Annotated in this window: 25 protein-coding genes; 7 read left to right on the top strand and 18 right to left on the bottom strand. The window is 73.9% G+C overall.

Going from position 1 to position 25,765, the window contains the following annotated elements:
• Positions 1-2: 2 nt before the first annotated feature.
• The gene (locus ACIRBY_RS34450) at positions 3-710 is read left to right on the top strand and encodes a gamma-glutamyl-gamma-aminobutyrate hydrolase family protein (RefSeq protein ID WP_403908191.1); all 708 of its coding nucleotides are present in this window, start codon (positions 3-5) and stop codon (positions 708-710) included.
• Between the two features lie 90 nt (positions 711-800).
• A complete protein-coding gene (locus ACIRBY_RS34445; protein WP_403908189.1) occupies positions 801-1,613 on the top strand; it encodes a hypothetical protein in 813 nt (270 codons plus the stop codon).
• Between the two features lie 49 nt (positions 1,614-1,662).
• On the opposite strand, the gene ACIRBY_RS34440 is transcribed toward ACIRBY_RS34445, so the two are convergent.
• Together ACIRBY_RS34440 and ACIRBY_RS34435 are read right to left on the bottom strand one after the other, a co-directional pair.
• Positions 1,663-2,013, bottom strand: coding sequence for a hypothetical protein (locus tag ACIRBY_RS34440; protein WP_403908187.1), 351 nt, complete (start codon positions 2,011-2,013; stop codon positions 1,663-1,665).
• A 108-nt stretch (positions 2,014-2,121) separates the two neighbouring features.
• Positions 2,122-3,045 carry a LysR family transcriptional regulator gene (locus ACIRBY_RS34435; RefSeq protein WP_403908185.1) on the bottom strand — a complete coding sequence of 308 codons (924 nt, stop codon included), beginning with the start codon at positions 3,043-3,045 and terminating at the stop codon, positions 2,122-2,124.
• Positions 3,046-3,115: 70 nt separating this feature from the next.
• On the opposite strand from ACIRBY_RS34435, the gene ACIRBY_RS34430 reads away from it, so the two are divergent.
• A complete protein-coding gene (locus ACIRBY_RS34430) occupies positions 3,116-4,240 on the top strand; it encodes a TDT family transporter (protein ID WP_403908183.1) in 1,125 nt (374 codons plus the stop codon).
• 16 nt (positions 4,241-4,256) lie between these two features.
• Here the strand turns inward: ACIRBY_RS34430 and ACIRBY_RS34425 are convergent, their stop codons facing one another.
• From ACIRBY_RS34425 to ACIRBY_RS34415, 3 genes are all read right to left on the bottom strand, one after another.
• Positions 4,257-4,979: a helical backbone metal receptor gene (locus ACIRBY_RS34425; RefSeq protein WP_403908181.1), complete on the bottom strand. Its 723-nt coding sequence runs from the start codon at positions 4,977-4,979 to the stop codon at positions 4,257-4,259.
• Between the two features lie 4 nt (positions 4,980-4,983).
• The gene (locus ACIRBY_RS34420; protein WP_403908282.1) at positions 4,984-5,532 is read right to left on the bottom strand and encodes a helix-turn-helix domain-containing protein; all 549 of its coding nucleotides are present in this window, start codon (positions 5,530-5,532) and stop codon (positions 4,984-4,986) included.
• Positions 5,533-5,795: 263 nt separating this feature from the next.
• The gene (locus tag ACIRBY_RS34415) at positions 5,796-7,775 is read right to left on the bottom strand and encodes a Dyp-type peroxidase (protein WP_403908179.1); all 1,980 of its coding nucleotides are present in this window, start codon (positions 7,773-7,775) and stop codon (positions 5,796-5,798) included.
• A 267-nt stretch (positions 7,776-8,042) separates the two neighbouring features.
• On the opposite strand from ACIRBY_RS34415, the gene ACIRBY_RS34410 reads away from it, so the two are divergent.
• The 4 genes from ACIRBY_RS34410 (at position 8,043) to ACIRBY_RS34395 (ending at position 12,760) form a co-directional block, all read left to right on the top strand.
• The gene (locus ACIRBY_RS34410; protein ID WP_403908280.1) at positions 8,043-8,948 is read left to right on the top strand and encodes a 5'-3' exonuclease H3TH domain-containing protein; all 906 of its coding nucleotides are present in this window, start codon (positions 8,043-8,045) and stop codon (positions 8,946-8,948) included.
• Between the two features lie 49 nt (positions 8,949-8,997).
• Complete coding sequence (locus ACIRBY_RS34405) at positions 8,998-9,843, top strand: siderophore-interacting protein (RefSeq protein WP_403908177.1); 846 nt, start codon at positions 8,998-9,000, stop codon at positions 9,841-9,843.
• A 355-nt stretch (positions 9,844-10,198) separates the two neighbouring features.
• Entirely contained in the window at positions 10,199-11,755 is a 1,557-nt protein-coding gene (locus tag ACIRBY_RS34400; protein ID WP_403908175.1) for a serine hydrolase, read from the top strand.
• Positions 11,756-11,773: 18 nt separating this feature from the next.
• Positions 11,774-12,760 (top strand): pseudouridine synthase, encoded by a 987-nt coding sequence (locus ACIRBY_RS34395; protein WP_403908173.1) that lies wholly within the window; start codon positions 11,774-11,776, stop codon positions 12,758-12,760.
• 18 nt (positions 12,761-12,778) lie between these two features.
• Here ACIRBY_RS34395 and ACIRBY_RS34390 read toward each other — a convergent pair whose 3' ends face one another.
• The 13 genes from ACIRBY_RS34390 to ACIRBY_RS34330 form a co-directional block, all read right to left on the bottom strand.
• Positions 12,779-13,435: a helix-turn-helix domain-containing protein gene (locus tag ACIRBY_RS34390; protein WP_403908171.1), complete on the bottom strand. Its 657-nt coding sequence runs from the start codon at positions 13,433-13,435 to the stop codon at positions 12,779-12,781.
• A gap of 90 nt (positions 13,436-13,525) precedes the next feature.
• On the bottom strand, positions 13,526-16,378 hold the full coding sequence (locus ACIRBY_RS34385; protein ID WP_403908169.1) for a DEAD/DEAH box helicase: 2,853 nt from the start codon (positions 16,376-16,378) through the stop codon (positions 13,526-13,528).
• 46 nt (positions 16,379-16,424) lie between these two features.
• Complete coding sequence (locus ACIRBY_RS34380; RefSeq protein WP_403908167.1) at positions 16,425-17,312, bottom strand: diacylglycerol kinase; 888 nt, start codon at positions 17,310-17,312, stop codon at positions 16,425-16,427.
• Between the two features lie 17 nt (positions 17,313-17,329).
• A complete protein-coding gene (gene tatC, locus ACIRBY_RS34375) occupies positions 17,330-18,295 on the bottom strand; it encodes a twin-arginine translocase subunit TatC (protein ID WP_403908165.1) in 966 nt (321 codons plus the stop codon).
• Positions 18,296-18,351: 56 nt separating this feature from the next.
• A complete protein-coding gene (tatA, locus tag ACIRBY_RS34370; RefSeq protein ID WP_403908163.1) occupies positions 18,352-18,642 on the bottom strand; it encodes a Sec-independent protein translocase subunit TatA in 291 nt (96 codons plus the stop codon).
• Between the two features lie 213 nt (positions 18,643-18,855).
• Positions 18,856-19,065, bottom strand: coding sequence for a hypothetical protein (locus tag ACIRBY_RS34365; RefSeq protein ID WP_403908161.1), 210 nt, complete (start codon positions 19,063-19,065; stop codon positions 18,856-18,858).
• 35 nt (positions 19,066-19,100) lie between these two features.
• Positions 19,101-19,334: a hypothetical protein gene (locus ACIRBY_RS34360; protein ID WP_403908159.1), complete on the bottom strand. Its 234-nt coding sequence runs from the start codon at positions 19,332-19,334 to the stop codon at positions 19,101-19,103.
• A gap of 15 nt (positions 19,335-19,349) precedes the next feature.
• Positions 19,350-20,318, bottom strand: coding sequence for a helix-turn-helix transcriptional regulator (locus ACIRBY_RS34355; protein ID WP_403908157.1), 969 nt, complete (start codon positions 20,316-20,318; stop codon positions 19,350-19,352).
• A gap of 43 nt (positions 20,319-20,361) precedes the next feature.
• On the bottom strand, positions 20,362-21,318 hold the full coding sequence (locus ACIRBY_RS34350) for a WYL domain-containing protein (protein ID WP_366454378.1): 957 nt from the start codon (positions 21,316-21,318) through the stop codon (positions 20,362-20,364).
• A 125-nt stretch (positions 21,319-21,443) separates the two neighbouring features.
• Complete coding sequence (locus tag ACIRBY_RS34345) at positions 21,444-21,836, bottom strand: FKBP-type peptidyl-prolyl cis-trans isomerase (RefSeq protein WP_403908155.1); 393 nt, start codon at positions 21,834-21,836, stop codon at positions 21,444-21,446.
• Positions 21,837-21,893: 57 nt separating this feature from the next.
• On the bottom strand, positions 21,894-22,898 hold the full coding sequence (locus ACIRBY_RS34340) for an FKBP-type peptidyl-prolyl cis-trans isomerase (RefSeq protein ID WP_403908153.1): 1,005 nt from the start codon (positions 22,896-22,898) through the stop codon (positions 21,894-21,896).
• A gap of 128 nt (positions 22,899-23,026) precedes the next feature.
• Positions 23,027-24,388, bottom strand: coding sequence for a Pup--protein ligase (gene pafA, locus ACIRBY_RS34335; protein WP_403908151.1), 1,362 nt, complete (start codon positions 24,386-24,388; stop codon positions 23,027-23,029).
• Between the two features lie 58 nt (positions 24,389-24,446).
• Positions 24,447-25,685 (bottom strand): MFS transporter, encoded by a 1,239-nt coding sequence (locus tag ACIRBY_RS34330; RefSeq protein ID WP_403908149.1) that lies wholly within the window; start codon positions 25,683-25,685, stop codon positions 24,447-24,449.
• Positions 25,686-25,765: the final 80 nt, after the last annotated feature.

The following is a 25,765-nucleotide window of genomic DNA, read 5'->3' as shown; positions in this document are numbered from 1 at the left end:
CCGTGCCCAGGCCGCTCATCGGCATCACCACCTACGTGGAGGCGTCCACCCGCTACGGGGTGTGGGACCTCCCCACCTCCCTCGTCCCGTCCGGCTACTACGAACTGGTCCAGGCGGCGGGCGGCGCGGCCGTCCTGCTGCCGCCGGACGAGCCGGAGCGGGCGGCGGAGGTGCTGGGACGGCTGGACGGCCTCGTCGTCTCCGGCGGCCCGGACGTCGACCCCGTCCGGTACGGGGCCCCGCGCGACCCCCGTACGGGCGCACCCGCGACCGTCCGCGACGAGTGGGAACTGGCCCTGCTCCGCGCCGCCCTGGCCGACGGGGTCCCGGTGCTGGGCATCTGCCGGGGCATGCAGGCCCTGAACGTGGCGCTGGGCGGCACGCTGGTCCAGCACATCGACGGCCACGTCCACACCCCGGGCGTCACGTCCTGGCACCCCGTCACCCCCGTGCCGGGCACCCGGTACGCGGAGCTGGTCCCCGAGGTCGCGGACGTCCCCACGTACCACCACCAGGCGGTGGAGCGGCTCGGCCAGGGGCTGGTCGTCTCGGCGTACGCCGAGGACGGCACGGTCGAGGCCATCGAACTCCCCGACCGGGAGCAGTGGGTGGTGGGCGTGCAGTGGCACCCCGAACGGGACAAGGACACCCGGGTGATGGACTCCCTCGTCGAGGCGGCCGGCGCCCGCCGGGCGGTGCCGGTGTCCTGACGGCGTCCGCGGGCCGCGCGGCGGGGTGGCCGTCCGCGCGGCCCGCGGCCACGAATGGCCTTCCGGGCGGAGGGCGTGCACGCTGGAGGGATGCGGACGCAAGCCCACGGCAAGGCGGCCGGCCGGGTCTCGGACATCCTGGAGAACCCGGTCGTCGGCATGTCCCCCTGGATCGTCTTCTCCCTGCTGGTCGGCCCCGGACGGTTCGAGATCGCGGTCGGGATCGCCCTGGGGATCTCCCTCGTCCTGGTCGTGGTGGGCCGGGTGGTGCACCGGGGCAGCTCGTGGAAGCTGCTGGAGCTGGCGGACGTGGTGTTCTTCGCCGCGCTGGCCGTCGTCGGCGCCCTGGCGGGCGACGGCACGCTGCGCTGGCTGGAGACGTACGCGGGCGAGGTCGCGAGCCTCACCCTGACGGCGATCGCCTTCGGCTCGATGGCGGTGGGCATGCCGTTCACCCTCCAGTACGCCCGGGAGCAGACCGACCCCTCCCAGTGGAACTCGCCCGTCTTCCTCCGCACCAACTACATGATCACCGGGGCGTGGGGGCTGGCCTTCCTGGTCTCGGCCCTGGCGGGCGGGTTCGGGGACCTGGTGCTGCACGACCCCGACAACATCTGGACGGCCTGGATCGTCCCGATCCTGGCCATCGTCGCCGCCCTGCGGTTCACCGTCTGGTACCCGGAGGTCGTCCGCGCCCGCGCCCGGGGCGAGGCCGGCCCGGGTCGGGCGTCCCTGCTGCTGCCGTTGGCGGGGCTGCTGGTGCCGATCGGCATCGCGGTGCTGGTCTTCGACGGCGGGGTGTGGTGGCTGGGCGCGGCCCTGATCGTGGCGGGCGTCCTCCTGACGAAGACGCTCCGGCGGTCGGACGACGCGGGCGCCGCCGGGGGCCCGCAGGGGTCCTGACCGGCTGCCGCCGGACCCGGCCGGGTCCGGCGGGCACTCCCCTCGCGGGTCAGTTGCTGAAGACGACCGACCGGAACTTCAGCCGCTCCGAGCCGCGGCCCGTCAGCGGGCGCAGCGAGAAGTAGTCGCCCTCGCAGTCCGGTTCGGTGAACACCGTGGCTGTCGCGGTGGTGCGGTTGCGCGGCGAGAACGCCGGCTCGCTGGCCGCGGGGTCGGCCACCTCGGGGAGCGTGTGGCACTCCGCGCCCGCCGGGTCCAGCAGGAACGTGATGTGCGGCTTGCCGTCCAGGCCGACGTACGTGTACTGGAATTCGCCCACGGCCGCCGAGGCGGACGTCGGGATGGTCAGGAGGAGGGTCAGCGCGCCGAAGGCGGCGCCGGCGGCATGGCGAAGACGCATGGGGCGATTCCCTTTCAGGGGGTGGGCAACGCGCATCACCTTCCCGTCGCGGCCGCCCCGGGTCACCGTCCGCCCCTCGGCGAAACGATCCGCCCTCGCCCGTCCGGCCTACGCGTGCCGCCGGGTCAGCGACAGCAGGTCGCGCGCCGGACCCGCCGGACGGGAGCCCGTCGGCCAGACGGCGCGCAGGGCGCGGGCCAGGGCCGCGCCCGGGACGGGCACCTCCACCAGCCGGCGGGCCGACAGCTCGTCGTCCAGCGCCAGCTCCGACAGGACGCACGGCCCGGCCCCGCTGAGCGCCGCCGCCTTGACGGCGGTGGTCGAGGCCAGCTCCAGCAGCGGCCGGGCCAGCCCGCCGGACGGGGCCAGCGCGGCGTCGAGCACCTGCCGGGTCCCCGAGCCCCGCTCGCGCAGGATCAGCGGCGCCCCGGCCAGCTCGACCGGGTCCACCCCCTTCGAGCGCCGCGCCCAGGGGTGGTGCGGGGCCACCGCCACCACCAGGCGGTCCTGCGCGATGACGGCCGAGTCCAGCCCGTCGGGAACGCTCAGGCCCTCCACGAAGCCGAGGTCCGCCTCGTGCGCGAGCACCCGCTGGGCCACGTCCGCCGAGTTCCCGGCGTGCAGGGAGACCGCCGTGTCGGGCCGCTCCCCGCGCAGGGCGATCAGCCAGCCGGGCAGCAGGTACTCGGCGATGGTCATGCTGGCCGCGACCCGCAGCCGCGAGTCCCGCCGCCCGCGCAGCGCCTGCGCGCCCGCGTCGAAGGCCTCGGCCGCCTCCACCACCCGCCGGGCCCAGTCGGTGACCAGCGCGCCCTCCGCCGTCAGCGTCGAGCCGCGCGGGGAGCGGTCCACCAGGGCGACGCCGAGGCGGGTCTCCATGGCACGGATCCGGCTGCTCGCCGCCGGCTGCGTGATGCCGAGCCGGCGGGCCGCGCCGCTCAGGCTGCCGACCCGCGCCACGGTGAGCAGCAGCTCCAGCGCGCCCAGGTCCGGCACGCGGTGTGCGAGCGGAACCGTCTCCTCGTTACCCATAACGTCAGTTTATGGCCTTATAGACAGGCGGCCTCTGCCGTACGGCCGCGGCCGACGGGACGCTGGACCCATGGCCACCACCGCCGTGCGACCCCGCACCGTCATAGAACTCGCGCCCCGGACCCACAAGGTCCCCGCGCTGCGCCACCTCGGCCCCAACTGGTACGCCTCCGTCATGGGTACGGCGATCATCGCGAACGCCGGGGCCACCCTGCCCTACCAGCTCCCGGGCCAGCGCGTGGCCTGCCAGCTCGTCTGGGCGCTGTCCGCCGTGGCCCTCGCCGTCCTGCTGGCCGCCCGCGCCGGGCACTGGCGCCACCACCGCGACCAGGCCCGCGCCCACCTCCTCGACCCGGCCGTGGCCCCCTTCTACGGGTGCCTGGCGATGGCCCTGCTGGCCGTCGGCGCCGGCACGCTCCTCGTCGGCAAGGACCTGATCGGGACCGGCGCCGCCGTCGCCGCGGACACCGTGCTGTTCACCGCCGGCACCCTGGTCGGCCTGGTCATGGCCGTCGCGGTGCCCTACCTGATGGTGGTCCGGCACAAGGTCGAGGCCTCGCAGGCCAGCCCCGTCTGGCTGCTGCCCGTGGTCTCCCCCATGGTCTCCGCCGCCGTCGGCCCCCTGCTGGTCCCCCACGTGCCCGCCGGGCAGCCCCGCGAGGCCCTGCTGCTGGCCTGCTACGCGATGTTCGGCGTCAGCCTGCTGGCCGTCCTGCTGCTGCTCCCCCTGGTCTTCGGCCGGCTGATCACCCACGGCCCCCTGCCCCTGGCACTGACCCCGGCGCTGTTCCTGGTCCTGGGCCCCCTCGGCCAGTCCACCACCGCCGTCAACCAGCTCGCCGACGTGGCGCCCGGCGCCATCGACGCCCCCTACGCCGGAGCGCTCGGCGCCTTCGCGGTCGTCTACGGGGTCCCCGTCATGGGCTTCGCCCTGCTGTGGCTGGCCCTCGCCGCCGCGATGCTGGTGCGGGCCGCCCGGGACGGCATGGGCTTCGCGATGACCTGGTGGGCGCTGACCTTCCCCGTCGGCACCTGTGTGACCGGCGCCGCGGGGCTGGCCCGCCACACCGGGCTGGACGCCTTCGCCTGGCTGGCCGCGGCCCTGTTCCTGGGCCTGGTCACGGCCTGGGTACTGGCAGCCGTCCACACCCTGCGCGGCCTGTTCGCCGGACGGCTGCTCCCCGCCGCCGGATAGTCCCCCACCCCACGGGTCACCCCCAGCGCGCCGCCCGCACGGCCGCCGCCAGCACCCGCGGGGCTTCCACCAGGGAAGGCCCGTACCAGGTCAGGTGGCGGCCGCTGACGAGCGCCGCGGGCAGCCCGGGGAAGGCCTCCGGGCCGTCGTCCGCCGTGAAGCGGTACGGCTCGTCGGGGAGCACCACCAGGTCGCAGCCGCTCCCGGCGAGCTCCTCCACCGGCACCCTCGGGTACCGCTCCGCATGGCCCGCGTAGGCGTTGCGCACGCCCAGGCGGGCGAGGAGGTCGCCCGCGAAGGTCTCCCGGCCCAGCACCATCCAGGGCCTGCGCCAGATCGGCACGAAGGCGGTGAGGTCTCCGACGGGCTCCGCCTGCGCCCAGGCCTCCTCGGCCCGGTCCAGCCACTCGGGCCGCGCCAGCCCCAGCGCCCCCACCAGAACCCGGTCCAGCTCGGAGAACGCCTGGGGCAGGTCCCGGATCTCGGTGACCAGCACCTCCAGCCCGGCCGCGCGCAGCGCGGCCAGGTCGGGGGCGCGGTTCTCCTCCTCGTTGGCGATCACCAGGTCCGGGCGCAGCCGCACGATCGCCGCTGCGTCGGGGTTCTTCGTACCCCCGACGCGCACCGCGCCGCCCAGGCCCGCCGGGTGCGTGCACCAGTCCGTGACCCCGACGAGCCGCCCGGGCGCCGACACCGCCACCGCCTCGGTCAGCGAGGGGACGAGCGAGACGAGGCGCACCGGCTCAGTGCTCCGGGGAGGGCGGCTCGGAGGTGGCGTGGATGTGGTCGCCGACGGCCACGACGAGGAGCCTGGTGTCCTCGCTCGTGGCCCGCCAGCGGTGGCGGACCCCGCCGGAGAGGAACAGCGCGTCCCCTTCCTCCAGCCGGTACGCCCGCCCCTCCGCCTCCACCTGGCAGGCTCCGGCGACCACGTACATCAGCTCGTCGTTGCGGTGCTGGTACTCGCGGCCGGCGTCCTGGTCCCCGTTGAACTCCAGGGCGTGCAGCTGGTGGTGGCCCCGCACCAGGGGGCGCACTCCGTTGACGGGCGCGAGCCCGGAGTCGTCCCCGGCCCGTACCAGGTCCACCGTGCGGGCCGTGTCGGACGCGGCGAGCAGGTCGACCGCCGTGGTCTCCAGGGCGTCGGCCACCCGCTCCAGCGAGCGCATGCTGGGGCGGGCGCGCTCGTTCTCTATCTGGCTGAGGAAGGGCACGGAGAGGCCGCTGCGCGCCGACACGGCGGCCAGCGTCAGGTGGAGCGCCCGGCGCCGTTTGCGTACGGCCACGCCCACCCGCAGCGGCTCCTTGGAGTCCTTCTCCTTGTCCTTGAAAGGGTCGGCCGCGTCCGGCGCGCCCGCCCGGGCGAAGCCGTATTCCGTGCCGTCCGTGGCGTCCTCGATGTTTCCGTCTTCCTTGCCGTTCATGTCGGGGCTGCCCTCCCCTACCCGTCATCGCACATCGGTGTGCTGTATGAACCTTACGCAGCAACCGACCCCGGATTCGCGCGCAAGGGCCCACCCGGCCCCTTCCCGGACCGATTCCCGTAGGTCGCCGGTCACCCTGCGTGGCCGTGGCCGGCCCGCCACAGCACGCGGTCGCCGTCGAGGATCACCGCGTCACCGGACGGGCGGACCAGCAGCCGGGCGCCGGGGTGGCCGGCGGTGCCGCTGCTCCAGGCCGTCGCGCCGTCGGCGGTGCGCACGGTGAGTTCGCCGTCGCGGGAGAAGACGGCCTCGCCGCCCCTGCCGGCGGTGCCGGCGCTCCAGCGGTGGGCGCCGGCGGGGGCGAGGAGGACGAGGTCCCCGTCGGCGCCGAGGGTCAGCCGGGCGGCGCCGGCGTCGAGGACGTCCCCCACGCGCAGGACCGTGCCGGGGTGGACCTCCACGGAGACGTCGAGCCTGCCTTCGGCCAGCTCCCGCAGGGCGGGGATCGAGGGGGTGAAGGCGTAGAGGGCTCCCTCGGTGCGGATGAACCGGCCGAAGCGCAGGGTGGTGGCGCGGCTGCCGCTCCCGGACTCGCTCTCGAAGGCGACGGGTGAACCGGGGCCGAGGACGGGGTCGGCGCCGGTGCGCGGGTTGCGGCCGGCCGGGAAGTCGGGCTCGTTGATCCACTGCTTGGCCACGAACTCGAACTGCTGGACCAGGTCGGCCTGGTAGCCGATGAACACCAGGCCGCGCGAGGCCCCGTTCGCCCCCCGGCCGGGCTCCTGGTCCGGGTCGTACGCGGGCCCGTACGGGATGCCGCGCCGGATGATGCGGTGGCCGTCGGTCACGGCGGGGTCCAGCGGGGGGCGGCCGGGGGCGGGGACGAGGCCGTCGCGGGGGTTGCCCTTGCGGATGTGCGCGAACAGCGGGGTGTGCCAGCCCTGCGGGTCCTCGCGGTACGAGAGGGCGGCCGGGCCGGTGCCGGCGGGGCAGGGCTGTTCGGCGAGCGGGCAGCCGGCGACGGCCGTGCCGCCGGGCCAGCGGCCCACCAGCCGGGCCGCGAGCCAGGTGTCGGTCGCGTCGGCTGGCGCGGCCCCGGCCCGCTTGAGGTCGGCCAGCCGCTCGCGGGCCTGCGCCCACCAGCCGGGGACGTCCTGGGCGAGCCGGCGGACCACCTGGAAGGAGCCCCCGGTGGCCCAGGCGGGCAGCCCGGCGGGCCGCTTGCCGGCCTTCTCCTGTCCCACGATGAACTCCCCGGCCGGGACCAGCCGGGCTCCGGGCTTGCCCTGGACGGTGGTGCCGGTGGCCGGGTCGGGGGCGTGGAAGCCGCGGACGCCGGGCTGGCTGATGCCGTCGGTGAAGCCGAAGTGCTCGTGTCCGCGCAGGGCGCCGGACAGGGTGGCGCCGTCCTGCCGGAAGACGAGCACGCCCTGGGCGGGCCCCAGGGCGGCCTGGTGGCGGTCGACGGCGGCGGCGAGCTTCTCGGGGTCGTCCGCCGACAGGTTGAGGACCGCGTGCACGGCGCGGTGCGGCCCCTCCCCGCCGAACAGCCAGGACTCCGGGGAGCTGTCGCCGGTGTCCCCGAGCGCCTCGGCCCGCAGGGCGGGGCCCTGGGCGAAGGCCTCGGCGGTGCTGCCGGGCGGCAGGGCGGGGAAGGGGTCGCGCCCGGCGAGGAAGCGCAGGCCGGCGTGGGTGAGGGAGAGCCCGGTCCACTGGGCCGACAGGGAGGCCGGGTCGAGGCCGCCCGCCTTGACCCGGGCGGCGCTGAACGCGGCGTTGAACCGGGCCATCTCCTCGGTGGTGGAGATCTCGGGCAGCAGCCGGCGCAGCCAGCGGCGGGCCAGGACCGGGTCGCGGAAGCGCAGCAGGAGCAGGCAGGCGTGGTCCTTGCGGGAGCCGGCCAGGATGTCGCCCTGGCTGCTGCGGTCGGAGCGCAGGGGCAGGTCGGCGGTGTCGGCCGCGGCGGGCGCGGCCGGCAGCGGTGCGGCCGCCGGCGGGACCGTCGCCGCCTCGGCCGCAGTGCGGGGGCACACGGCCAGCGCGGCGGCGGCCACCGCCCCGGCCCTGATCACGGTCCTGCGGGCGGGTGCGGCGGACTGGGCGGCATCCATCGGGGCCTCCTGGTGGGGGCTGGGGCGGGGCCGCGCCGCACCGGCGCCACCGCGCCGACGGCGCGTGCGGGCAGGGGCGTACGGAGCTCCTCGCACGGGGACCGGGCGCGGCCGAGCGGCCCGCCTGTGATCCACACCCTCGTGGAGGGAGCGCGGGCGCGCGCGCCGGAGGAACTGTTCGAGTGATCGTTCGCCCACCAGGGGTGACGGCCTTCGGCCGGGCGGGGTTGCGGCATCATCGCCTCCATGACCACGACACGACGGCTGATGCTCCTGGACACCGCGTCCCTCTACTACCGCGCCTACTTCGGCGTCCCGGACTCCGTGAAGGCACCGGACGGCACCCCGGTCAACGCGGTGCGCGGGCTCCTCGACTTCATCGGGCGGCTGGTGCAGGACCACCGCCCGGACGACCTGGTGGCCTGCATGGACGCCGACTGGCGGCCGCACTGGCGGGTGGAGCTGATCCCCTCGTACAAGGCGCACCGGGTCGCGGAGGCGTCGGAGTCCGGGCCGGACCTGGAGGAGACCCCGGACACCCTCGCCCCGCAGGTCCCGATCATCGAGGCGGCGCTGGACGCGTTCGGCATCGCCCGGGTGGGGGTCGCCGGCTACGAGGCGGACGACGTGATCGGCACCCTGACCGCCCGCGCCACGGGCCCGGTGGACATCGTCACCGGCGACCGGGACCTCTACCAGCTGGTGGACGACGCCCGGGCGCGCCGGGTCCTGTACCCGCTCAAGGGCGTGGGCACCCTCCAGGTCACGGACGAGGCCTGGCTGCGCGGGAAGTACGGGGTGGACGGCCCCGGCTACGCGGACCTGGCCCTGCTGCGCGGCGATCCGAGCGACGGCCTGCCGGGCGTTCCCGGCATCGGCGAGAAGACCGCCGCCAAGCTGCTGGACGCCTACGGGGACCTGGCCGGAATCATCGCGGCGGTCGGCGACCCCGCGTCGAAGCTGACCCCCGCCCAGCGCAGGCGCCTGGACGAATCCCGCCCCTATCTGGCGGTGGCCCCGAAGGTCGTCCAGGTGGCCTCGGACGTCCCCCTTCCCCCCTTCGACCCGGCCCTCCCACGGGTCCCCGCCCGGCCCGAGGCGGTCGACGCCCTCGCCCATCGGTGGGGTCTGGGAGGAGCAATGTCACGCCTGAGCAGCGCACTGCGGCCATGAGGTGCTAACTTAGGTAATCCTAAGCTTCGTAAGTACCAGGGGAGACACCGTGGCAGAAGGACGCGCCCGTACCGTCGGCACCGCAGTCGTCGTACGCACCGAACGGCTGACGCCGCACATGGTCCGCCTCGTGCTGGGCGGAGACGGGCTGGCCGGATTCGGCGCGGGCGCGTACACCGACCACTACGTCAAGCTCCTGTTCGAGCCGGAGGGCGTGCGGTACCCGGAGCCCTGGGACCTGGACGTGATCCGCGCCACGCACCGCCGGGAGGCCTGGCCCCGCCAGCGCGCGTACACGGTCCGCGCCTGGGACCCGGAGCGGCTGGAGCTGACCCTGGACTTCGTGGTCCACGGCGACGAGGGCCTCGCGGGCCCGTGGGCGGCCCGCGTCCAGCCCGGCGAGCCGGTCCACTTCCTCGGCCCGGGCGGCGGCTACGCCCCGGACCCGGTGGCCGACTGGCACCTCCTCGCGGGTGACGAGAGCGCGCTGCCGGCGATCGCGGCGTCGATGGAGCGCATGCCGCGGGGCGCGCGGGTGCACGCCTTCGTGGAGATCGACGGCCCGGCCGACGAGCAGGACATCGCCACCCCGGACGGCATCACCCCGGTCTGGCTCCACCGCGGCGACCGCCCGGTGGGCGCGGCCCTGCTGGAGGCCGTCACCGCCCTGGACTTCCCGTCGGCCGACGTCCACGCCTTCATCCACGGCGAAGCGGGCTTCGTGAAGGAGCTCCGCCGCCACCTGCGCCTGGAGCGGGGGGTCCCGCGCGAGCGGCTGTCCATCTCCGGCTACTGGCGCCACGGCGAGACGGACGAGGGCTGGCGCGCGATCAAGCGCGACTGGAACGCCACGGTGGAAGCCGAACAGGACGTCCCGGCCCGCGCCGCCGCCTAGGCCGTGCCGGGCGGCGGCCGGTCCCGCCGCGCGGAGCCCCTCCCCTCCCCTCCCCGCCCCGCCCTTCCACCGTTCCCAGGGGCTCCGCCCCCGACCCCGCTCCGTGCGCCGCGCGCCCGGTGCGCCCCATCGCCGTGCGGGCTGGAACCTCGCTGCGCGAAATCCAGCCGCGGGCGATGCCGCCGGCGACGGACCGGCCACGCCGAAATCCGGCCCCGTCGGCGGTCGAGGCGCGGGGTACGGGGGCGGAGCCCCCTGGGGCCACCTCCCAGCGGTGGCTGCGGGAGGGAGCGGCGGCGGGTAGGGCACGCCCTCCCGCGCCGCGCGCCGCGCAGCGGAGGCGCACAATGGCGACATGCGCCCACACCGCGCCGCCGCCCTCGCCGGGGCGGCGATCCTGCTGACGGCCGGGACGGTCGCGGCGGAGCCCGAACCGCCCCCGCCCCCCGAGCCCCGGATCAGCGACGCCGCCGTCGCCACGGCGGTGGCCCGTCTCGACGCCACCGTCGAGGACGTCATGCGCCGCACCGGCATCCCCGGAGTCTCCGTGGCCGTCGTCCACCGCGACAAGGTGCTCTACCTCAAGGGCTTCGGCCTCCGCCGCACCGGCGAGTCCGCGAAGGTGGACCCGGACACCGTCTTCCAGCTGGCCTCCGTCTCGAAGCCGGTCTCCTCCACCGTCGTCGCCGGCGCCCTCCCCGACCCCGGTGCCTGGGACGAGCCCCTCGGCTCCTCCCTGCCCGGGTTCGCCCTCAAGGACCCCTGGGTGACCTCGCACGTCACCCCCGCCGACCTGTTCTCCCACCGCACCGGCCTCCCCGACCACGCCGGCGACCTCCTCGAAGACCTCGGCTACGACCAGGCGTACATCCTCGGCCACCTGCGCGAGGAACCCCTCACCCCCTTCCGCGCGAGCTACGCCTACACCAACTTCGGCCTCACCGCCGCCGCCGAGGCCGTCGCCCGCGACCACGGCACCACCTGGCAGAAGCTCAGCGCCGACACCCTCTTCAAGCCCGCCGGGATGACGCGCACCAGCACCGAGTTCTCCGCCTACGCACACGCCCCCGACCGCGCCTACGGCCACGTGAAGACGGGCACCGCGCAGAACGGCACCGCCACCTGGAGCTCCCGCCACGTCCGCGACGCCGACGCCCAGGCCCCGGCCGGCGGCGTCAGCTCCACCGCCCGCGACATGGCCCGCTGGCTGCGGCTCCAGCTCGGCGACGGCGTCCTCGACGGGAAGCGGATCATCCCCGCCGCCGCCCTGGACCGCACCCGCCTGCCGGAGATCGTCTCGCAGGCCGCCACCCCGCGCGGGGTCCCCCAGTTCTACGGGCTCGGCTGGAACGTCAGCTACGACGAGGCCGGCCGGCTGCGCCTGGGCCACTCCGGCGGCTTCGAACTCGGCGCCAACACCAACGTCACCCTGCTCCCGCTCGAACAGCTCGGCATCGTCGTCCTGACCAACGCCGCCCCGGTCGGCCAGGCGGACGCGATCGCCCTGGACTTCTTCGACACCGCCGAGCACGGCCGGCCGACCGCCGACTGGCTGGGCCTGACCGCCCGGCTGTACGCGCAGCAGCTGAACGAAGGCCACCGCTCCGCCACCGACTACGCGCACCCGCCGGCCGGTGCCGCCCCGGCCCGCGCGGACAGCGCCTACACCGGTACGTACGACAACCCCTACTACGGCCCGCTCACGGTCACCTCCGACGGCGGGGGCGCCCTGACCCTCTCCCTCGGCCCCAAGCCCCTGCGCTACCCCCTCACCCACTACGCCGGCGACACCTTCAGCTTCGAGACCAGCGGCGAGAACGCCGTCGGCCGCACCGGGGTGACCTTCTCGAACGGCACGGTCCGCATCGAGTACCTGGACGCCGAGCACCTGGGCACCTTCACCCGGAGGTAGCCGCCTACCCTGGTCCCGATGAGCCGCAGATCCCACATCCCGCCCGCGCCCCTCCCCCAGCAGGACGGCATCGACCCGGTCCGGATGCGCCTGCCCCCCGACCCCGAGGGGCGCTGGCCGCAGCTGGGCGACTACCTGACCGAGCGCTACGCGGGCACGCGCGGCGCCGCCTCCATGGCCCGGCTGCTCGCGGACGGCCGGGTCCTCGGCGAGGGCGGGCGGGTGCTGCGGCCGCAGGACCCGTACGAGCCCGGCGGCTGGCTCTGGTTCCACCGGGACATGCCGGCCGAGCCGCCCGTGCCCTTCCCGATCCGCGTCGTCCACCGCGACCGGCACCTCCTCGTCGTGGACAAGCCGCACTTCCTGGCGACCACCCCGCGCGGCAGCCACGTCACGCAGACCGCCCTGGCCCGGCTGCGCCGGGAGCTGGACCTGCCCGCGCTCAGCCCGGCGCACCGCCTCGACCGGATGACGGCCGGACTGGTGATGTTCAGCATCCGCCCCGAGGACCGCGGCGCCTACCAGCTCCTCTTCCAGCAGCGGCGGGTCCGCAAGGAGTACGAGGCCCTCGCGCCCCACGACCCGTCCGTCGGCCTGCCCCGGACGGTGCGCAGCCACATCGAGAAGCTCCGCGGGGTGATGGCGGCGGTCGAGCTCCCCGGCGCCGAGCCCAACGCCGAGAGCCTGGTCGAACTCGTCGAGGTGCGGGGCGCCCTGGGCCGCTACCGGCTGACCCCGCACACCGGCCGCACCCACCAGCTGCGGGTGCACATGAACAGCCTGGGCCTGCCCATCCTGGGCGACCCGGTGTACCCGGTGGTCGCCGAACCGGCCGATCCGGCGGACTACCGGCGCCCGCTCCAGCTGCTGGCCAGGAGCCTGTCCTTCACCGACCCGGTCACGGGCCTCGCCCACCGCCTGGAGACGGGCCTGAGCCTCCAGGCCTGGGACGACCCGCGGGGCTGGGAAGCCGGCCCCGGGAGCGGGCCGGGGGAAACCGCCTAGCGGGCCGCAGGAGGGGACCTAGCGGGCCGGGGCCACGCCCGCGATCCGCAGCGCCGCGTCCGCGGCGGCCTCCGCGAAGGCCGCCACCGGGCGGGCGGGATCGGAGCGGCGGATCAGCATGACCCCTTCGACCAGGCCGAAGACCAGGTCGCCCCGCAGGGCCAGCCCGGCCTTGTCCCCGGCCAGTTCGGCTCCGACCGGAGTGGCGTCGAGCAACGCCCGGTAGTTCTCGCGCAGTTCGTCGCGCATCCCCCGGAACCGCCCCAGCTTCGGCCGGTGCAGTTCGGGCAGCAGGTAGAGGGCGCCCAGGTTGAACGGCCCCCCGCACAACAGCAGTACGTCCGAGCGGCACAGCTCCCACAGCCGGCGCGCGGCGGGCCGGCCGGTCTCGGCCAGCAGCCGGCGGGAGAGCGCGAGCGAGGGGGCCACCGTGGACTCCAGGAGTTCGGCGAGGAGTTCCTCCTTGCCGCCGAAGTAGTGGTACATCGTGGCCTGGCGCATTCCGGCCCGTTCGGCCACCGCCCGCGTGGTGGTGGCCGCGTACCCCCGTACCGTGAACAGCTCGGCCGCCGCGCGGAGGAGTTCCTCGCGCGGCGGCCGGCCGCTCGGCTGCCTCAGCCGGTCGGCACGCGGCCGGCCGACGCGTCTCGGCCCGTCATCCGTTCCCCCGCTCATGCTCCGATCGTCGCACAGGACACGGAGAAGCGATCATGGCAAGAGATGAGATCCGGCCGTCCGCCACTTCGGAGGAAGCGACGAAAGGCGCTACCCGACCGAGCTGTAGGCCACGACACCCCGCAGCAGGGCGTCGACGGCCTTCCGCGCGTTCTTCGCCACCGTGCTCCCGCCCGCCGAGGACGGCGGGGCGGTGGAGGCCGGCGCCGCCGCCGCGATCTGGCCGAGGACGTCGATGACCTGCTTGCACCAGCGCACGAAGTCGCCGGCCGGCATCTCCGCCTCGCGCAGCACCTCGTCCAGGCTCTTGTCGGAGGCCCACTGGTAGGCCGCCCACGCGAAGCCGAGGTCCGGCTCGCGCTGGCCCACGCCCTCCGCCTGGTTGATGCGGTGCTCCTCCTCCAGGGCGTCGAGCCGGCCCCAGATGCGGACCATCTCGCCGAGCGCCGCCTTCGCCGGGCCGCCCGGCACCTTCGGCGGGGCCGCGTCGTCGGACTGGCGGGCCTCGAAGACCAGCGCCGAGACGCAGGCGGCCAGTTCGGCCGGGTTCAGCCCCTCCCAGACCCCCTCGCGCAGGCACTCGGAGGCCAGCAGGTCCAGCTCGCCGTAGAGCCGGGCCAGCCGCTTGCCGTGCACGGTGACCTCGTCCTCGCGCAGGTAGTCCAGCTCGGTGAGCAGGGCGTGGATCCGGTCGAAGGTCCGGGCGATGGTGTTCGTCCGGCCCTCGATGCGGCGCTCCAGCTGCTGGGTGTCCCGCTTGAGCCGGTGGTAGCGCTCCGCCCAACGGGCGTGGTCCTCGCGCTCGTCGCAGCCGTGGCAGGGGTGCGCCCGCAGCTCGGCGCGCAGCCGGGCGATCTCGCGGTCGTCGGCGGCCGCGGCCCGGCCGGGCCGGTGCCGCTCGGGCCGGACGTTGCCGGCCTTGTTGCGCAGGGCGGTCGCCAGGTCCCGGCGGGACTGCGGTGAGCGCGGGTTGAAGGTCTTCGGGATCCGCATCCGGTCGATGGCCTCGACCGGCACCGGGAAGTCGATCGCGGCGAGCCGCTTGACCTGCCGCTCGGCGGTGAGCACCAGCGGGCGGGGGCCCTCGGCGTACTCGTAGCCGCGGTGCCCGTGGACCCGCCCGGCCGGCACGCCCGGGTCGAGGACCAGGGCGAGCCCGGCGAACTTGCCCGTGGGGACGTGGATGATGTCGCCGGGCTTGAGCCGCTCCAGCGAGCCGGCCGCCTGGGCGCGGCGCTGCGCCGCCCCCTGCTTGGCCAGTTCGGTCTCGCGGTCCTTGAGGTCGCGGCGCAGCCGCGCGTACTCCTCGAAGTCGCCGAGGTGGCAGGTCATGCCCTCGCGGTAGCCCTCCAGGCCCTCCTCGTTGCGCTGGACCTGGCGGGAGATCCCGACGACCGAGCGGTCGGCCTGGAACTGCGCGAAGGAGGTCTCCAGGAGCTCGCGGGAGCGGTGCCGCCCGAACTGGGAGACCAGGTTGACGGCCATGTTGTACGAGGGCTTGAAGCTGGAGCGCAGCGGATAGGTGCGGGTGCCCGCGAGGCCGGCGAGCTGGACCGGGTCCATGCCGCGCTGCCACAGCACGACGGCGTGGCCCTCGACGTCGATGCCGCGGCGGCCGGCCCGGCCGGTGAGCTGGGTGTACTCGCCGGGGGTGATGTCGGCGTGCTGCTCGCCGTTCCACTTGACGAGCTTCTCCAGGATGACCGTGCGCGCGGGCATGTTGATGCCCAGGGCGAGGGTCTCCGTGGCGAAGACGGCCTTGACCAGGCCGCGGACGAACAGCTCCTCCACGACCTCCTTGAAGGTGGGGAGCATGCCCGCGTGGTGGGCGGCGATGCCGCGCTCCAGGCCTTCGAGCCACTCGTAGTAGCCCAGGACGTGGAGGTCCTCGGCGGGGATGGAGGCGGTGCGCTCCTCGACGATCTCACGGACCCTCAGCCGCGCGCTGTCGTCGTTGAGCCGCAGGCCCGCGTAGAGGCACTGCTGGACGGCGGCCTCGCAGCCGGCGCGGCTGAAGATGAAGTTGATGGCCGGGAGCAGGTCGTCGTTGTCCAGGCGGGCGATGACCTCGGGGCGGCCGGGGGTCCAGATCCGGCTGCGGGAGCGGCGTTCGCGCTCGCGGTCCGCCTCGCGGACCATCTTGCCGCGCCGCCGGTCCTTGGGGCTGTAGCTGCGGGTGTTCTCCTCGCGGGCCATGCGCAGCAGGTCGGGGTTGACCTCGCGGCGGGCGGAGCCGCGGCCCCCGTGGTCGGACTCCTCCTCGAAGAGGTCGTAGATCCGCCGTCCGGCCATGACGTGCTGCCACAGCGGTACGGGCCGCTCCTCGGAGACGATCACCTCGGTGTCGCCGCGCACGGTGTCGAGCCAGTCGCCGAACTCCTCGGCGTTGGAGACGGTGGCGGAGAGCGAGACGAGGGTCACCGAGTCGGGGAGGTGGATGATCACCTCCTCCCAGACGGCGCCGCGGAAGCGGTCGGAGAGGTAGTGCACCTCGTCCATCACGACGTAGCCGAGGCCGCCGAGCGCCTGGGAGCCGGCGTACAGCATGTTGCGGAGCACCTCGGTGGTCATCACGACCACGGGGGCGTCGCCGTTGACGCTGTTGTCGCCGGTCAGCAGGCCGACCTTGTCGGCGCCGTAGCGCTTGACGAGGTCGGCGAACTTCTGGTTCGACAGGGCTTTGATGGGCGTCGTGTAGAAGCACTTGCGGCCCTGCTGGAGGGCGAGGTGCACGGCGAACTCGCCCACGATGGTCTTGCCCGAGCCGGTCGGGGCGGCCACCAGCACGCCCTTGCCGGCCTCCAGGGCCTTGCAGGCCTCCACCTGGTAGGGGTCCAGGTCGAATGCGTACATCTCGCGGAAGGGGGCCAGGGCGGAGGCCTCTTCGGCGGCGCGGATCCGGGCAGCGGCGTACCGCTCGGCGGGTGAGAGTTCTTCGGTCATCTTGCTGTCGAGCCTACCCGTCGCCTCTGACAACAGTCTCGACCATTTATGTGATCAGCCGGAGGGCGCCGGGAACGCACTCCGCGGCCAGCGGGAGCGGGCCGAGCGGCTCGCCGTCCGCGTAGGCGGTCAGGTCCGGGGCCTCCAGGGCGACCTTCGCGGCCCGGTGCACGGTGACCGCGGGGTGCGACAGGTGCGTCCCCTTGTAGACCTGCGGGAACACCTTCAGCAGGGTGGCGCGGCTGCAGTCGCCGACGACGGTGACGTCGAAGAGCCCGTCGTCGGGCTCGGCGTCCGCGCAGATGCGCATCCCGCCGCCGTACGAGGAGCCGTTGCCGACGGCCACCAGCGTGGCCTCGGTCTCGATGACGGGCCCGTCGTCGAGGGTGATCCGGTAGGGCAGGGGCCGGAAGGCGGCGAGCTCGGCGAGGACGGCCAGGTCGTACTTGAAGCGGCCCAGCGGCAGCCGCATCCGGTTGCCGCGGTCGTTGACGCGCGAGTCGAAGCCGGAGCACAGCACGGTCCCGTACCAGGTGTCGCCGACCCGGCCGAGGTCGATCTCCCGGATCCGGCCCTCTTTGAGGCCCTCCGCGGCCAGCCGGCCCGCGCGGGCCGGCTCCCGCACGGGCAGCCCGAGGGAGCGCGCGAAGTCGTTGCCGGTGCCGGCCGCGACCACGCCGAGCGGTACGAGGCTCCCGGCCAGGGCCTGGAGGGCCAGGGAGACCAGCCCGTCGCCGCCGACCGCGATCACCGCTCCGGTGCCCTCGCGGACGGCGGCGCGCAGCCGGGCCAGGGCGTCGGCGCCGTCGGTGCCGACGACGGTCCGGACCGAGAAGCCGGCGTCCCGGAGCGCGGAAGCGGCCGGCTGCGCGGCGTGCGCGCCCCGGCCGCGTCCTGCGGTGGGATTGACGAAGAGGGTGATCTCTGCGCTCATCCGCGGAAATCTACCGGTCAGGTGGCGTCGTCGTAACCGTTGATCTGGCGGCGTCCGCCGTCGGCCTGCTCGGGCAGTACGGAGGGGGTCGGGGCCGTGTCCGCCGCGCCGATGGACGACGGGGACAGGTCCAGGTCCGAGGCCTCGTCGTCGTCGAGGTCGGCGTCCGGGTTGGCGCGCCGGCGGCGGCGGTCGTTGAGGAGGCAGATCCCGAGGGCGAGGAAGTACAGGGCCACGATCGGGGAGGCGAGGGTCAGCATGGTGACCGGGTCGCCGGTGGGCGTGGCGAAGGCCGCGAAGATCGTGATGCCCAGGACCATGCCCCGCCACCAGCTGCCGAGGCGCTTGGCGCTGAGGATCCCGGTGAAGTTCAGGAGCACCAGGATCAGCGGGAGCTCGAAGGCCAGGCCGAAGACCACGACCATGCGCGTGACCAGGTCGAGGTAGTCGTCGACCGGGAGCAGGTTCTTGACGTGGTCGGGGGTGAAGCCGAGGAGGATCTCCGCGGTCTGCGGGAGGATCTTGTACGCGAGGATCGCACCGGCCAGGAAGAGCGGGGCTCCGACGGCCACGAAGCTGAGCGTGTAGCGCTTCTCGTTCTTGTGCAGGCCGGGGGCGGCGAACGCCCACAGCTGGTAGAGCCAGACCGGGGCGGACAGCACCATGCCGGCGGAGAGGCCGACCTTCAACGCGATGGAGAAGGGCCCGGTCAGACCGTTGGCCGTCATCTCGGCGCAGGGGGCGCCGTTGCGCTGGTGGGTGGCTCCGTTGACACAGCCGACGGAGGAGAGCATCGGCTCCAGCAGGAAGTCGATGATCGGCCGGAAGAAGTAGGCGCAGACGGCCGTGATCACGGCGATCGCCAAGACCGACTTCAGCAGGCGGTTTCGCAGCTCACGCAGGTGCTCGACGAGTGGCATGCGCCCTTCGGCGTCCTTCGGAAGCCGATCTCGTTTCTCCTGCTTGCGGGCAGACTTGAGCAACCCACGTCCCTTGTCTCGTTGCAAATGACCGGCGTGCTGGGGGTGACCCCCGGGCGTCAGCCCTGGGTGGTACGGCCCGGCTCGCCGACCGGACGGGAGCTGGTGACGTCACCGGGCGCGGCCTGGATGGTGCGCGGGGCGACGGGCTGCTGGGTGTCGGCGGCCGGGGCGGCGGCGGGCGCGTCGTCGGCCTCGCCGTCCTTCTTCATGGCCTTGGCCTCGCTCTTGAGGATCCGGGCCGACTTGCCGAGCGAGCGGGCCATCTCGGGGAGCTTCTTGGCACCGAACAGCAGCACGATGACAGCGATGATCAGAAGGATCTCGAGGGGCTTCAGATTGCCGATCATGTGTGTCTTCCTTACTCACCGAAACGGCTGGTTGGTGGTGGCCTCGCGATACCGGACAGACGACCTCCGGCACCTCTCTGACATGGATCGTAACCCCCGGGGGTTAACGCCCGGCAATCCCCCGGGGGGTGTCCGGGGCCGCCCGCGGCTCCGACGGTACGGGTCGGGCCGCGCGGTTTCCATAAGGAGGACGCGCCGACCTGCCCCGGCCCGCTAGGTCCGCAGCGCGCCCTCGCGCCGGGCGGCACCGGCCAGGTCGGTCGCGGCGCGCTCCAGGTCCCCGGAGGCCTCGGTGATCCGGCGGCTGGCCACGGCGACCTGCCGCGACAGCCGCCGGACCTCCAGGAAGACCCGCAGGGCCAGCACGGACAGGACGGCGATCCCGAGGAACCCCAGGGCAATCGCGAGCATCGGCCACAGCATGGGACGAGCCTAGCGCGCCGCCCGGCGCGCCCGTCTCAGAGGCTGCGCAGGGTGCTCACTCCCCCGCCGGTCAGCAGCTCCACGATGCGCTCCCCGGCGGGTTTGCGGACCTGGGCGGCGCACTCGGGGCAGGTGAAGGAGTAGAACGTCGTCCGCCGGCTCCCGCCGATCGCCAGCCGCAGGGCGTCCGCGGCGAGCTCGAAGCGCGCCCGGCACTCGGGGCAGGCGGCCTTGAAGGTGACCGGTTCCGCACCGGAAGATGGCGACATCTCTCCGTTCTCCCTCTAGACCTGTTCCCCGTACCCCGCGAGTGCTTCTGTGGCGGCCTTGCGGGCGCTGTGCGCCAGCTCCGGCGGCGAGACGATCCGGCCGTCGCGGCCCAGGCGCAGCGCGAGCCGGCGCAGGGAGGCCGGGTCGGGGCTGCGCAGGGCGATCCGCAGGCCCCCGCCGGGCAGCTCCTCGGCGCTGTCGTGCGGGTAGTACTCGGCGACCCAGCGCCCGCCCGGGCCCACCTCGACGACCACCTCCGGATCCTCCGCGGCCGGCTGGACCAGGCCCTCGGAGAGGTCGCGGGGCTCGATGGCCGGCGGTTCGGCGCGCTCGTCGAGGAGGCGGATCTCCGCGACCCGGTCGAGGCGGAAGGTGCGCCGGGCCTCGGAGAGGTGGCACCACCCCTCCAGGTAGGTGTGCCCCACCGCGAAGAGCCGGATCGGGTCGACGGTGCGCTCGGTGAGCTCGTCGCGGGCGGGCGAGTAGTAGCGCAGCCACAGCCGGCGCCGCTCGGAGATGGCCCGGTCGACGTCGGCGAAGACCCCGCCCTCGGACTCGAAGGTCACCGACAGCCGGGAGCTGGCCCCGGCCGCCTCGCCGGCGGCCGCCTCCAGCTTGGCGGTGGCCCGCAGCAGCGCGTCCCGGTCGCTCTCGCGCAGCCCCGGCAGGGTCGCGACCGCGCGGGCGGCGACCAGCAGGGAGGTGGCCTCGTCCGCGGCCAGGCGCAGCGGCTCGGCGGTGGACTCCCCCGAGGCGTCGGCGTTGTGCCACCAGATGCGGTCGCCGTCGGTGTCGATGTCGAGCAGGTCCCCGCCGCGGAAGCTGGTGCCGCACATGGGCAGCACGTCGAGGTCCGAGATCAGCTCGTCCTCGGTGATCCCGAAGGCGCGGGCGACGTCCGCGACGTGCGCTCCGGGGCGCTCGCGCAGGTAGGTCACCAGGGACAGCATCCGGCGGGTCTGGTCGATGGCGTTCGCGGCCATGCTGGTACGTCTCCCCCTCAGGGCGTTGCTAGTGAAGTTGCCGTCAGCCCTGGGCGACGGCGCGCAGCCGGTCGACCACGTCGGACCGCAGGTCCGCGGGCTCGACCACCACGACGTCGGGGCCGAACTCCACGAGCCAGGCGTCGAGCCCGTGCCCGTAGGGGATCTCCAGCTCGTCCCAGCCGTCGGCGCCCTCGCGCACCGCGGTGGCCTTGGCCCGCAGCGGGTAGCCGGAGCCGGCGCGCAGCCGGATCAGCGCCGAGCGCTGGGCGCCCTCGCCGGCCCAGGCGGCCACGGTCTCCCGCACGGTCACCACGTCCGGCACCTCGGCGGTGTACTTCCCGGCGCGCGAGCGGACCTTGCCGGTGATCCGGGAGAGCCGGAACACGCGCTCCGCCCCGCGGTCGCGGTCGTGGCCGGCCAGGTACCAGTGGCCGCGCCAGCACTCCAGGGCCCACGGCTCGACCTGGCGGGGCTCGGGCCGGGCGGCGTTGGACTTGCGGTAGTCGAAGACCACCGGACGGCGGTCCCGGCAGGCCAGCATCAGGGGCTCGAAGGCCGCCTCGTGGACCGGGATGCGCGGCTCGATCGCGCTGTGCTGGCCCTCGTACGGGTCGCCGGCCTCCGGCATCCCGCCGGCGCGCAGCTTCTGCAGGGCGCCGCTGGCCGCGCCCGCGAGGCGGGCCTGCTGCCAGACCTTGGCGGCCAGCCCGAGGGCGGCGGCCTCCTCCGCGTCCAGGGAGACGGGCGGCAGCCGGTTGCTGTCGCGGCGGGCCAGGTAGCCGGTCTCGCCCTCCAGGTTCTCCACCGTCTCGATGACCAGGCCCAGTTCGCGCAGGTCGTCCTTGTCCCGCTCGAACATGCGGTTGAAGGAGTCGTCGTTCCCGGCTTCGAGGTAGGCCTCGATCGACCCGCGCAGCTCGCGCTTGCTGAGGGGACGTCGGGTCCCCAGCAGACACAGCGCCAGATTCATCAGCCGCTCGGCCTTGGCGATCGCCATCGACGCCCTTCCCCCGCTCCTCGACACACACACTCGTGACCGTTGACCGTACCGCCAAGGCGGTCCCGGACAAAAGCGAGGGCCCCCGCCTCACGGCGGGGGCCCTCGCGGTGACTGCCCGTGGATCAGGCGGCCATCAGGTCGCAGACGAAGATCAGCGTCTCGCCCGGCTTGATGGCGCCGCCGGCGCCGCGGTCGCCGTAGGCGAGGTGCGCCGGGATGACCAGCTTGCGGCGGCCGCCGACCTTCATGCCCTGGACGCCCTTGTCCCAGCCGGCGATGACCTGGCCGACACCCAGCTTGAACTGCAGCGCGGAGCCGCGGTTCCAGGAGGCGTCGAACTCCTCGCCGGTGGAGTAGGCCACGCCCACGTAGTGGACGGAGACCATGGAGCCGGCCTTGGCCTCGGCGCCGTCACCCTCCCAGATGTCCTCGATGACCAGGTCGGCCGGGACCGGGAAATCGGGGAAGTCGATCTCGGGCTTCTCGAGCTTGTCGCTCACGGAACTGCTCCTCATACGTACCGAAAGGGGGCCCCTCGCCCGCGGAGGCGGAAAGGGGCAACCTCACCAGTCTTACACTGCTCCGACGATGTCCACGACGAAGACGAGGGTGGAGTTGGCCGGCAGGTCCTCACCCTTGGCCTGGTCCTTGTACGCCTGCTCCGGCGGGATCACCAGCAGCACGCGGCTGCCGACCTTCTTGCCCACGAGGCCCTTGTCCCAGCCCTCGATGACCTGGCCCTCGCCGATCTTCGTCGAGAACGGGGCGCCGGTCTTCCAGGAGGTGTCGAAGAGCTTGGCGGCGTCCTTGCCCTGGTTCGGGGCCCAGGCCGCACCGCTGTACTGCATGTAGACGGTCTGGCCCTTCTGGACCTCCGGGCCCTTGCCCTCGATCAGGACCTTGTCGACCAGCTCCTTCGGCGGGTCGTTCTTCGGGACCGTGATCGTGGCCTCCTTGTCCTCGTCGGCCTTGACCTGCGGCAGGTCCGACGGGATCGGGGCCTGGGTGCCCTCGGCCTTCTTCGGCATGACCTGGTCGAGGTCCATCACGAAGACCAGGTTGTCCTTCGGGCCCACGCCCAGCTGCGGCTGGCCCTGCTCGCCGAAGGCGGCGGCCGGCGGGGCCACGACCAGCAGACGGCTGCCGACCTTCTTGCCGAGCACCGAGTCGCTGAACAGCGGCAGGATCGTCTGCGAGCCGGCCGGGACGACGACCGGCTGGCCGTCCTTGTCGTAGGAGCCCTGGAGCTCCTTGCCGCTCTTCCAGACCTTGCCCGTGTACTTGGTGACCACGAGATCGTCCTTCTTGATCTCCGGCCCGGTGCCCTCCTTGAGGACGTTCACCACGAACTTGCCGCTCGGCTCGCCCTTGGGGACGGTGATCTCGGCCTTCTTGCCCGCCTCACCGGCCACGGTCGGCATCGGGTCCGCGGACGCGACCGGCTTCGGCACTTCGGCGGGCTTGGAGGCGGAGGCCGACGGAGAGGAGTCCTTCTTCCCGGAGTCGTCGCCCCCTCCGCAGGCCGCGGTGAGCATCAGAGCCGGCACGATGAGCGCGGCAGCAAGTCGGCGTCGCACAGTGGTCCTCAGGGTCGCTGGAATGGTCCGTCGTAGCGGCCCACTCTACGGGCTGGCCCCTGCGCCACAAGGCTCTGGCATGCGAGGACCCCGCACGCGGACGCGTACGGGGCCCCCGGCCGCACCGGTCACATGCCGGCGATCAGCTTCTCCACCCGGTCGTCCACCGACCGGAACGGGTCCTTGCACAGCACGGTGCGCTGCGCCTGGTCGTTGAGCTTGAGGTGGACCCAGTCGACGGTGAAGTCCCGCCGCTGCTCCTGGGCCCGGCGGATGAAGTCCCCGCGCAGCCTCGCCCTGGTGGTCTGCGGGGGCACCGACTTGCCCTCGAAGATCTTCAGGTCGTTGCAGACCCGCTCGGCCTGCCCCTTGCGCTCCAGCAGGTAGTACAGGCCCCGCCTGCGGTGGATGTCGTGGTACGCGAGGTCTATCTGGGCGACCCGCGGGTTGGACATGGTCATGTTGTGCTTGGCCCGGTAGCGCTCGATCAGCTGGTACTTCATGACCCAGTCGATCTCGCGGCCGATCCGGTCCAGGTCCTCGGCCTCGATGGCGTCCAGGGTGCGGCCCCACAGCTCCAGCACCCGGTCCACGACCCCGGTGCGGATCCCCCGCCGCTCGGCGAAGTCCAGGGCCTTCTCGTAGTACTCGCGCTGGATCTCCAGGGCGGAGGCCTCGCGGCCGCTGGCCAGGCGGACCTTGCGCTGGCCGGTGATGTCGTGGCTGACCTCGCGGATGGCCCGGATCGGGTTCTCCAGCGTCAGGTCCCGCATCACCGTGCCCGCCTCGATCATGCGCAGCACGAGGTCGGTGGCGCCGACCTTGAGCAGCATGGTCGTCTCGGACATGTTGGAGTCCCCGACGATCACGTGCAGGCGGCGGTAGCGCTCCGCGTCCGCGTGCGGCTCGTCGCGGGTGTTGATGATCGGCCGGGAACGGGTGGTGGCGGAGCTGACGCCCTCCCAGATGTGCTCGGCCCGCTGGCTGACGCAGTAGACCGCGCCCCGGGGGGTCTGCAGCACCTTGCCCGCGCCGCAGATCAGCTGGCGCGTGACGAGGAAGGGAATGAGGATGTCCGCCAGACGGGAGAATTCACCGTGCCGGGCCACGAGGTAGTTCTCGTGGCAACCGTACGAATTGCCCGCCGAGTCGGTGTTGTTCTTGAAGAGGTAGACGTCGCCGGCGATTCCCTCCTCGTGCAGCCGGCGTTCGGCGTCGACGAGCAGGCCTTCGAGAATGCGCTCGCCCGCCTTGTCGTGGGTGACCAGTTCGGTCAGGCTGTCGCATTCGGGTGTTGCATATTCCGGATGCGATCCCACGTCGAGGTACAGGCGGGCGCCGTTCCGCAGGAACACATTGCTGCTGCGGCCCCATGACACGACACGGCGGAAGAGGTAGCGCGCCACTTCGTCAGGAGACAGTCGGCGCTGTCCCCTGAACGTGCACGTGACGCCGTACTCGTTCTCCAGCCCGAAAATGCGGCGGTCCATGACTGAACATTACGCCTTCTGCCCTCTTCTGAAACCGGGTTCGAGAGGGGCGTTCCGATCAGTTTTTGATCAACTGCTCCGAGGACGCCCCCGCGGAACCCGCCACGGCCCGGCTGCGACCGCCGCGGGACAGGACCGACTGAGTGGCCGTCAGGACCAGCAGGGCCGCCACGCCCGCGCCGCCGGCCACCGCGAAACCGGCCGTCGTCCCGCCCAGTTCCACCGCCGGACCGGCCGCCGCCGTGCCGAGGGCCGCGCCCACGCCGAAGAAGGTCACCAGCCAGGAGAAGGCCTCGGTCACCGTGCCCGCCGGGGCGTGCCGGTCCACCACGATGAACGCGCAGGCCAGCGAGGGGGCCAGGAACACGCCCGACAGCGCGGCCAGCGCCGTCATCGCCACCGGGCCGACGCTCAGCATCAGCGGCAGGTAGCCCACGGCCAGCAGGCCCACCAGCAGCCGCAGCCGCCGCTCCGGGGCCCCCGCCCACTGCCGGGCGCCGTAGACCACGCCGCCCACCAGCGCGCCCAGGCCCAGCGCCGCCATCAGCCAGCCGTACACCGCCTGGCCGCCGTGCCCGTCGGCGTACGCCACGGCCGCGACCGCGATCGAGCCCAGCGCCATGCCCACGAAGAAGAACGCGCCCAGCAGCGCCAGCAGCCCCCGCGAGCGCAGCGCGCCCAGCCAGTGGGCCTCGCGCGGCGCCGAGCGCCAGGTGCGGGAGGGCTCGGAGAGCACCACCATCAGCACGCCGACCAGCCCCACGCCGTTGAGCACCAGCAGCGCCGCCGCCGGGGACCACAGCGCGACGCACAGCGTCACCAGCAGCGGGCCGACCGTGTACATGACCTCCTGGGCCACCGCGTCCATGGCGTACGCGGCGTGCACGCGCTCCTCCCGGCCGCCGAGCACCGACGGCCACAGGGCCCGCAGGCCCCCCTCCAGGGGCGGCGTGAACAGACCGGAGACCAGCACCGCGGCGTACGCGGCGGCCATCGAGCCCGTACCGGCGAGGGCCAGCCACACCATGCCCAGCGCGGAGACCACGGCCGCCGGCAGCTGCACCCGCGGCTGCCCGTAGAGGTCCACCGCCCGGCCGAGCAGCGGCTGCCCCACGGCGTTGGCCAGACCGTACGCGGCCGCCAGCGCGCCCGCGAGGCTGTAGCTGCCCCCCTCGGAGCGGATGAAGAGGACGATGGCGATGGCGGCGGTGCCGTTCGGCAGCCGCCCCAGCAGCGTGCCCGCCAGCAGCCTCGCGGCGTGCCGGGTCCTGAGCAGCTCCGCGTAACCCGCGGCCATGAATGCCCCCTTCTGCCCGGACTCTCCGCCGGGGTAATACGTATAACTCGACCCGTCATACGTACCATGGCGGCAGACCC

This window comes from Streptomyces sp. NPDC096136 (assembly GCF_044763325.1).
In the GTDB taxonomy this organism is placed as follows: domain Bacteria; phylum Actinomycetota; class Actinomycetes; order Streptomycetales; family Streptomycetaceae; genus Streptomyces.
The sequence above is the reverse complement of the archived record's forward strand: the minus strand, read 5'-3'. Positions and strand labels throughout refer to the sequence as shown.

Bases quoted from the DNA above. Each gene is read 5' to 3' on its own strand.
- tatA (WP_403908163.1), bottom strand. From the start codon at position 18,642: ATGATCGGCAATCTGAAGCCCCTCGAGATCCTTCTGATCATCGCTGTC.
- ACIRBY_RS34360 (WP_403908159.1), bottom strand. From the start codon at position 19,334: ATGTCGCCATCTTCCGGTGCGGAACCGGTCACCTTCAAGGCCGCCTGC.
- ACIRBY_RS34410 (WP_403908280.1), top strand. From the start codon at position 8,043: ATGCTCCTGGACACCGCGTCCCTCTACTACCGCGCCTACTTCGGCGTC.
- ACIRBY_RS34435 (WP_403908185.1), bottom strand. From the start codon at position 3,045: ATGGGTAACGAGGAGACGGTTCCGCTCGCACACCGCGTGCCGGACCTG.
- ACIRBY_RS34345 (WP_403908155.1), bottom strand. From the start codon at position 21,836: ATGAGGAGCAGTTCCGTGAGCGACAAGCTCGAGAAGCCCGAGATCGAC.
- pafA (WP_403908151.1), bottom strand. From the start codon at position 24,388: ATGGACCGCCGCATTTTCGGGCTGGAGAACGAGTACGGCGTCACGTGC.
- ACIRBY_RS34390 (WP_403908171.1), bottom strand. From the start codon at position 13,435: ATGAGCGGGGGAACGGATGACGGGCCGAGACGCGTCGGCCGGCCGCGT.
- ACIRBY_RS34440 (WP_403908187.1), bottom strand. From the start codon at position 2,013: ATGCGTCTTCGCCATGCCGCCGGCGCCGCCTTCGGCGCGCTGACCCTC.
- ACIRBY_RS34350 (WP_366454378.1), bottom strand. From the start codon at position 21,318: ATGGCGATCGCCAAGGCCGAGCGGCTGATGAATCTGGCGCTGTGTCTG.
- ACIRBY_RS34395 (WP_403908173.1), top strand. From the start codon at position 11,774: ATGAGCCGCAGATCCCACATCCCGCCCGCGCCCCTCCCCCAGCAGGAC.
- ACIRBY_RS34330 (WP_403908149.1), bottom strand. From the start codon at position 25,685: ATGGCCGCGGGTTACGCGGAGCTGCTCAGGACCCGGCACGCCGCGAGG.
- ACIRBY_RS34445 (WP_403908189.1), top strand. From the start codon at position 801: ATGCGGACGCAAGCCCACGGCAAGGCGGCCGGCCGGGTCTCGGACATC.
- ACIRBY_RS34415 (WP_403908179.1), bottom strand. From the start codon at position 7,775: ATGGATGCCGCCCAGTCCGCCGCACCCGCCCGCAGGACCGTGATCAGG.
- ACIRBY_RS34355 (WP_403908157.1), bottom strand. From the start codon at position 20,318: ATGGCCGCGAACGCCATCGACCAGACCCGCCGGATGCTGTCCCTGGTG.
- ACIRBY_RS34365 (WP_403908161.1), bottom strand. From the start codon at position 19,065: ATGCTGTGGCCGATGCTCGCGATTGCCCTGGGGTTCCTCGGGATCGCC.
- ACIRBY_RS34385 (WP_403908169.1), bottom strand. From the start codon at position 16,378: ATGACCGAAGAACTCTCACCCGCCGAGCGGTACGCCGCTGCCCGGATC.
- ACIRBY_RS34400 (WP_403908175.1), top strand. From the start codon at position 10,199: ATGCGCCCACACCGCGCCGCCGCCCTCGCCGGGGCGGCGATCCTGCTG.
- ACIRBY_RS34380 (WP_403908167.1), bottom strand. From the start codon at position 17,312: ATGAGCGCAGAGATCACCCTCTTCGTCAATCCCACCGCAGGACGCGGC.
- ACIRBY_RS34430 (WP_403908183.1), top strand. From the start codon at position 3,116: ATGGCCACCACCGCCGTGCGACCCCGCACCGTCATAGAACTCGCGCCC.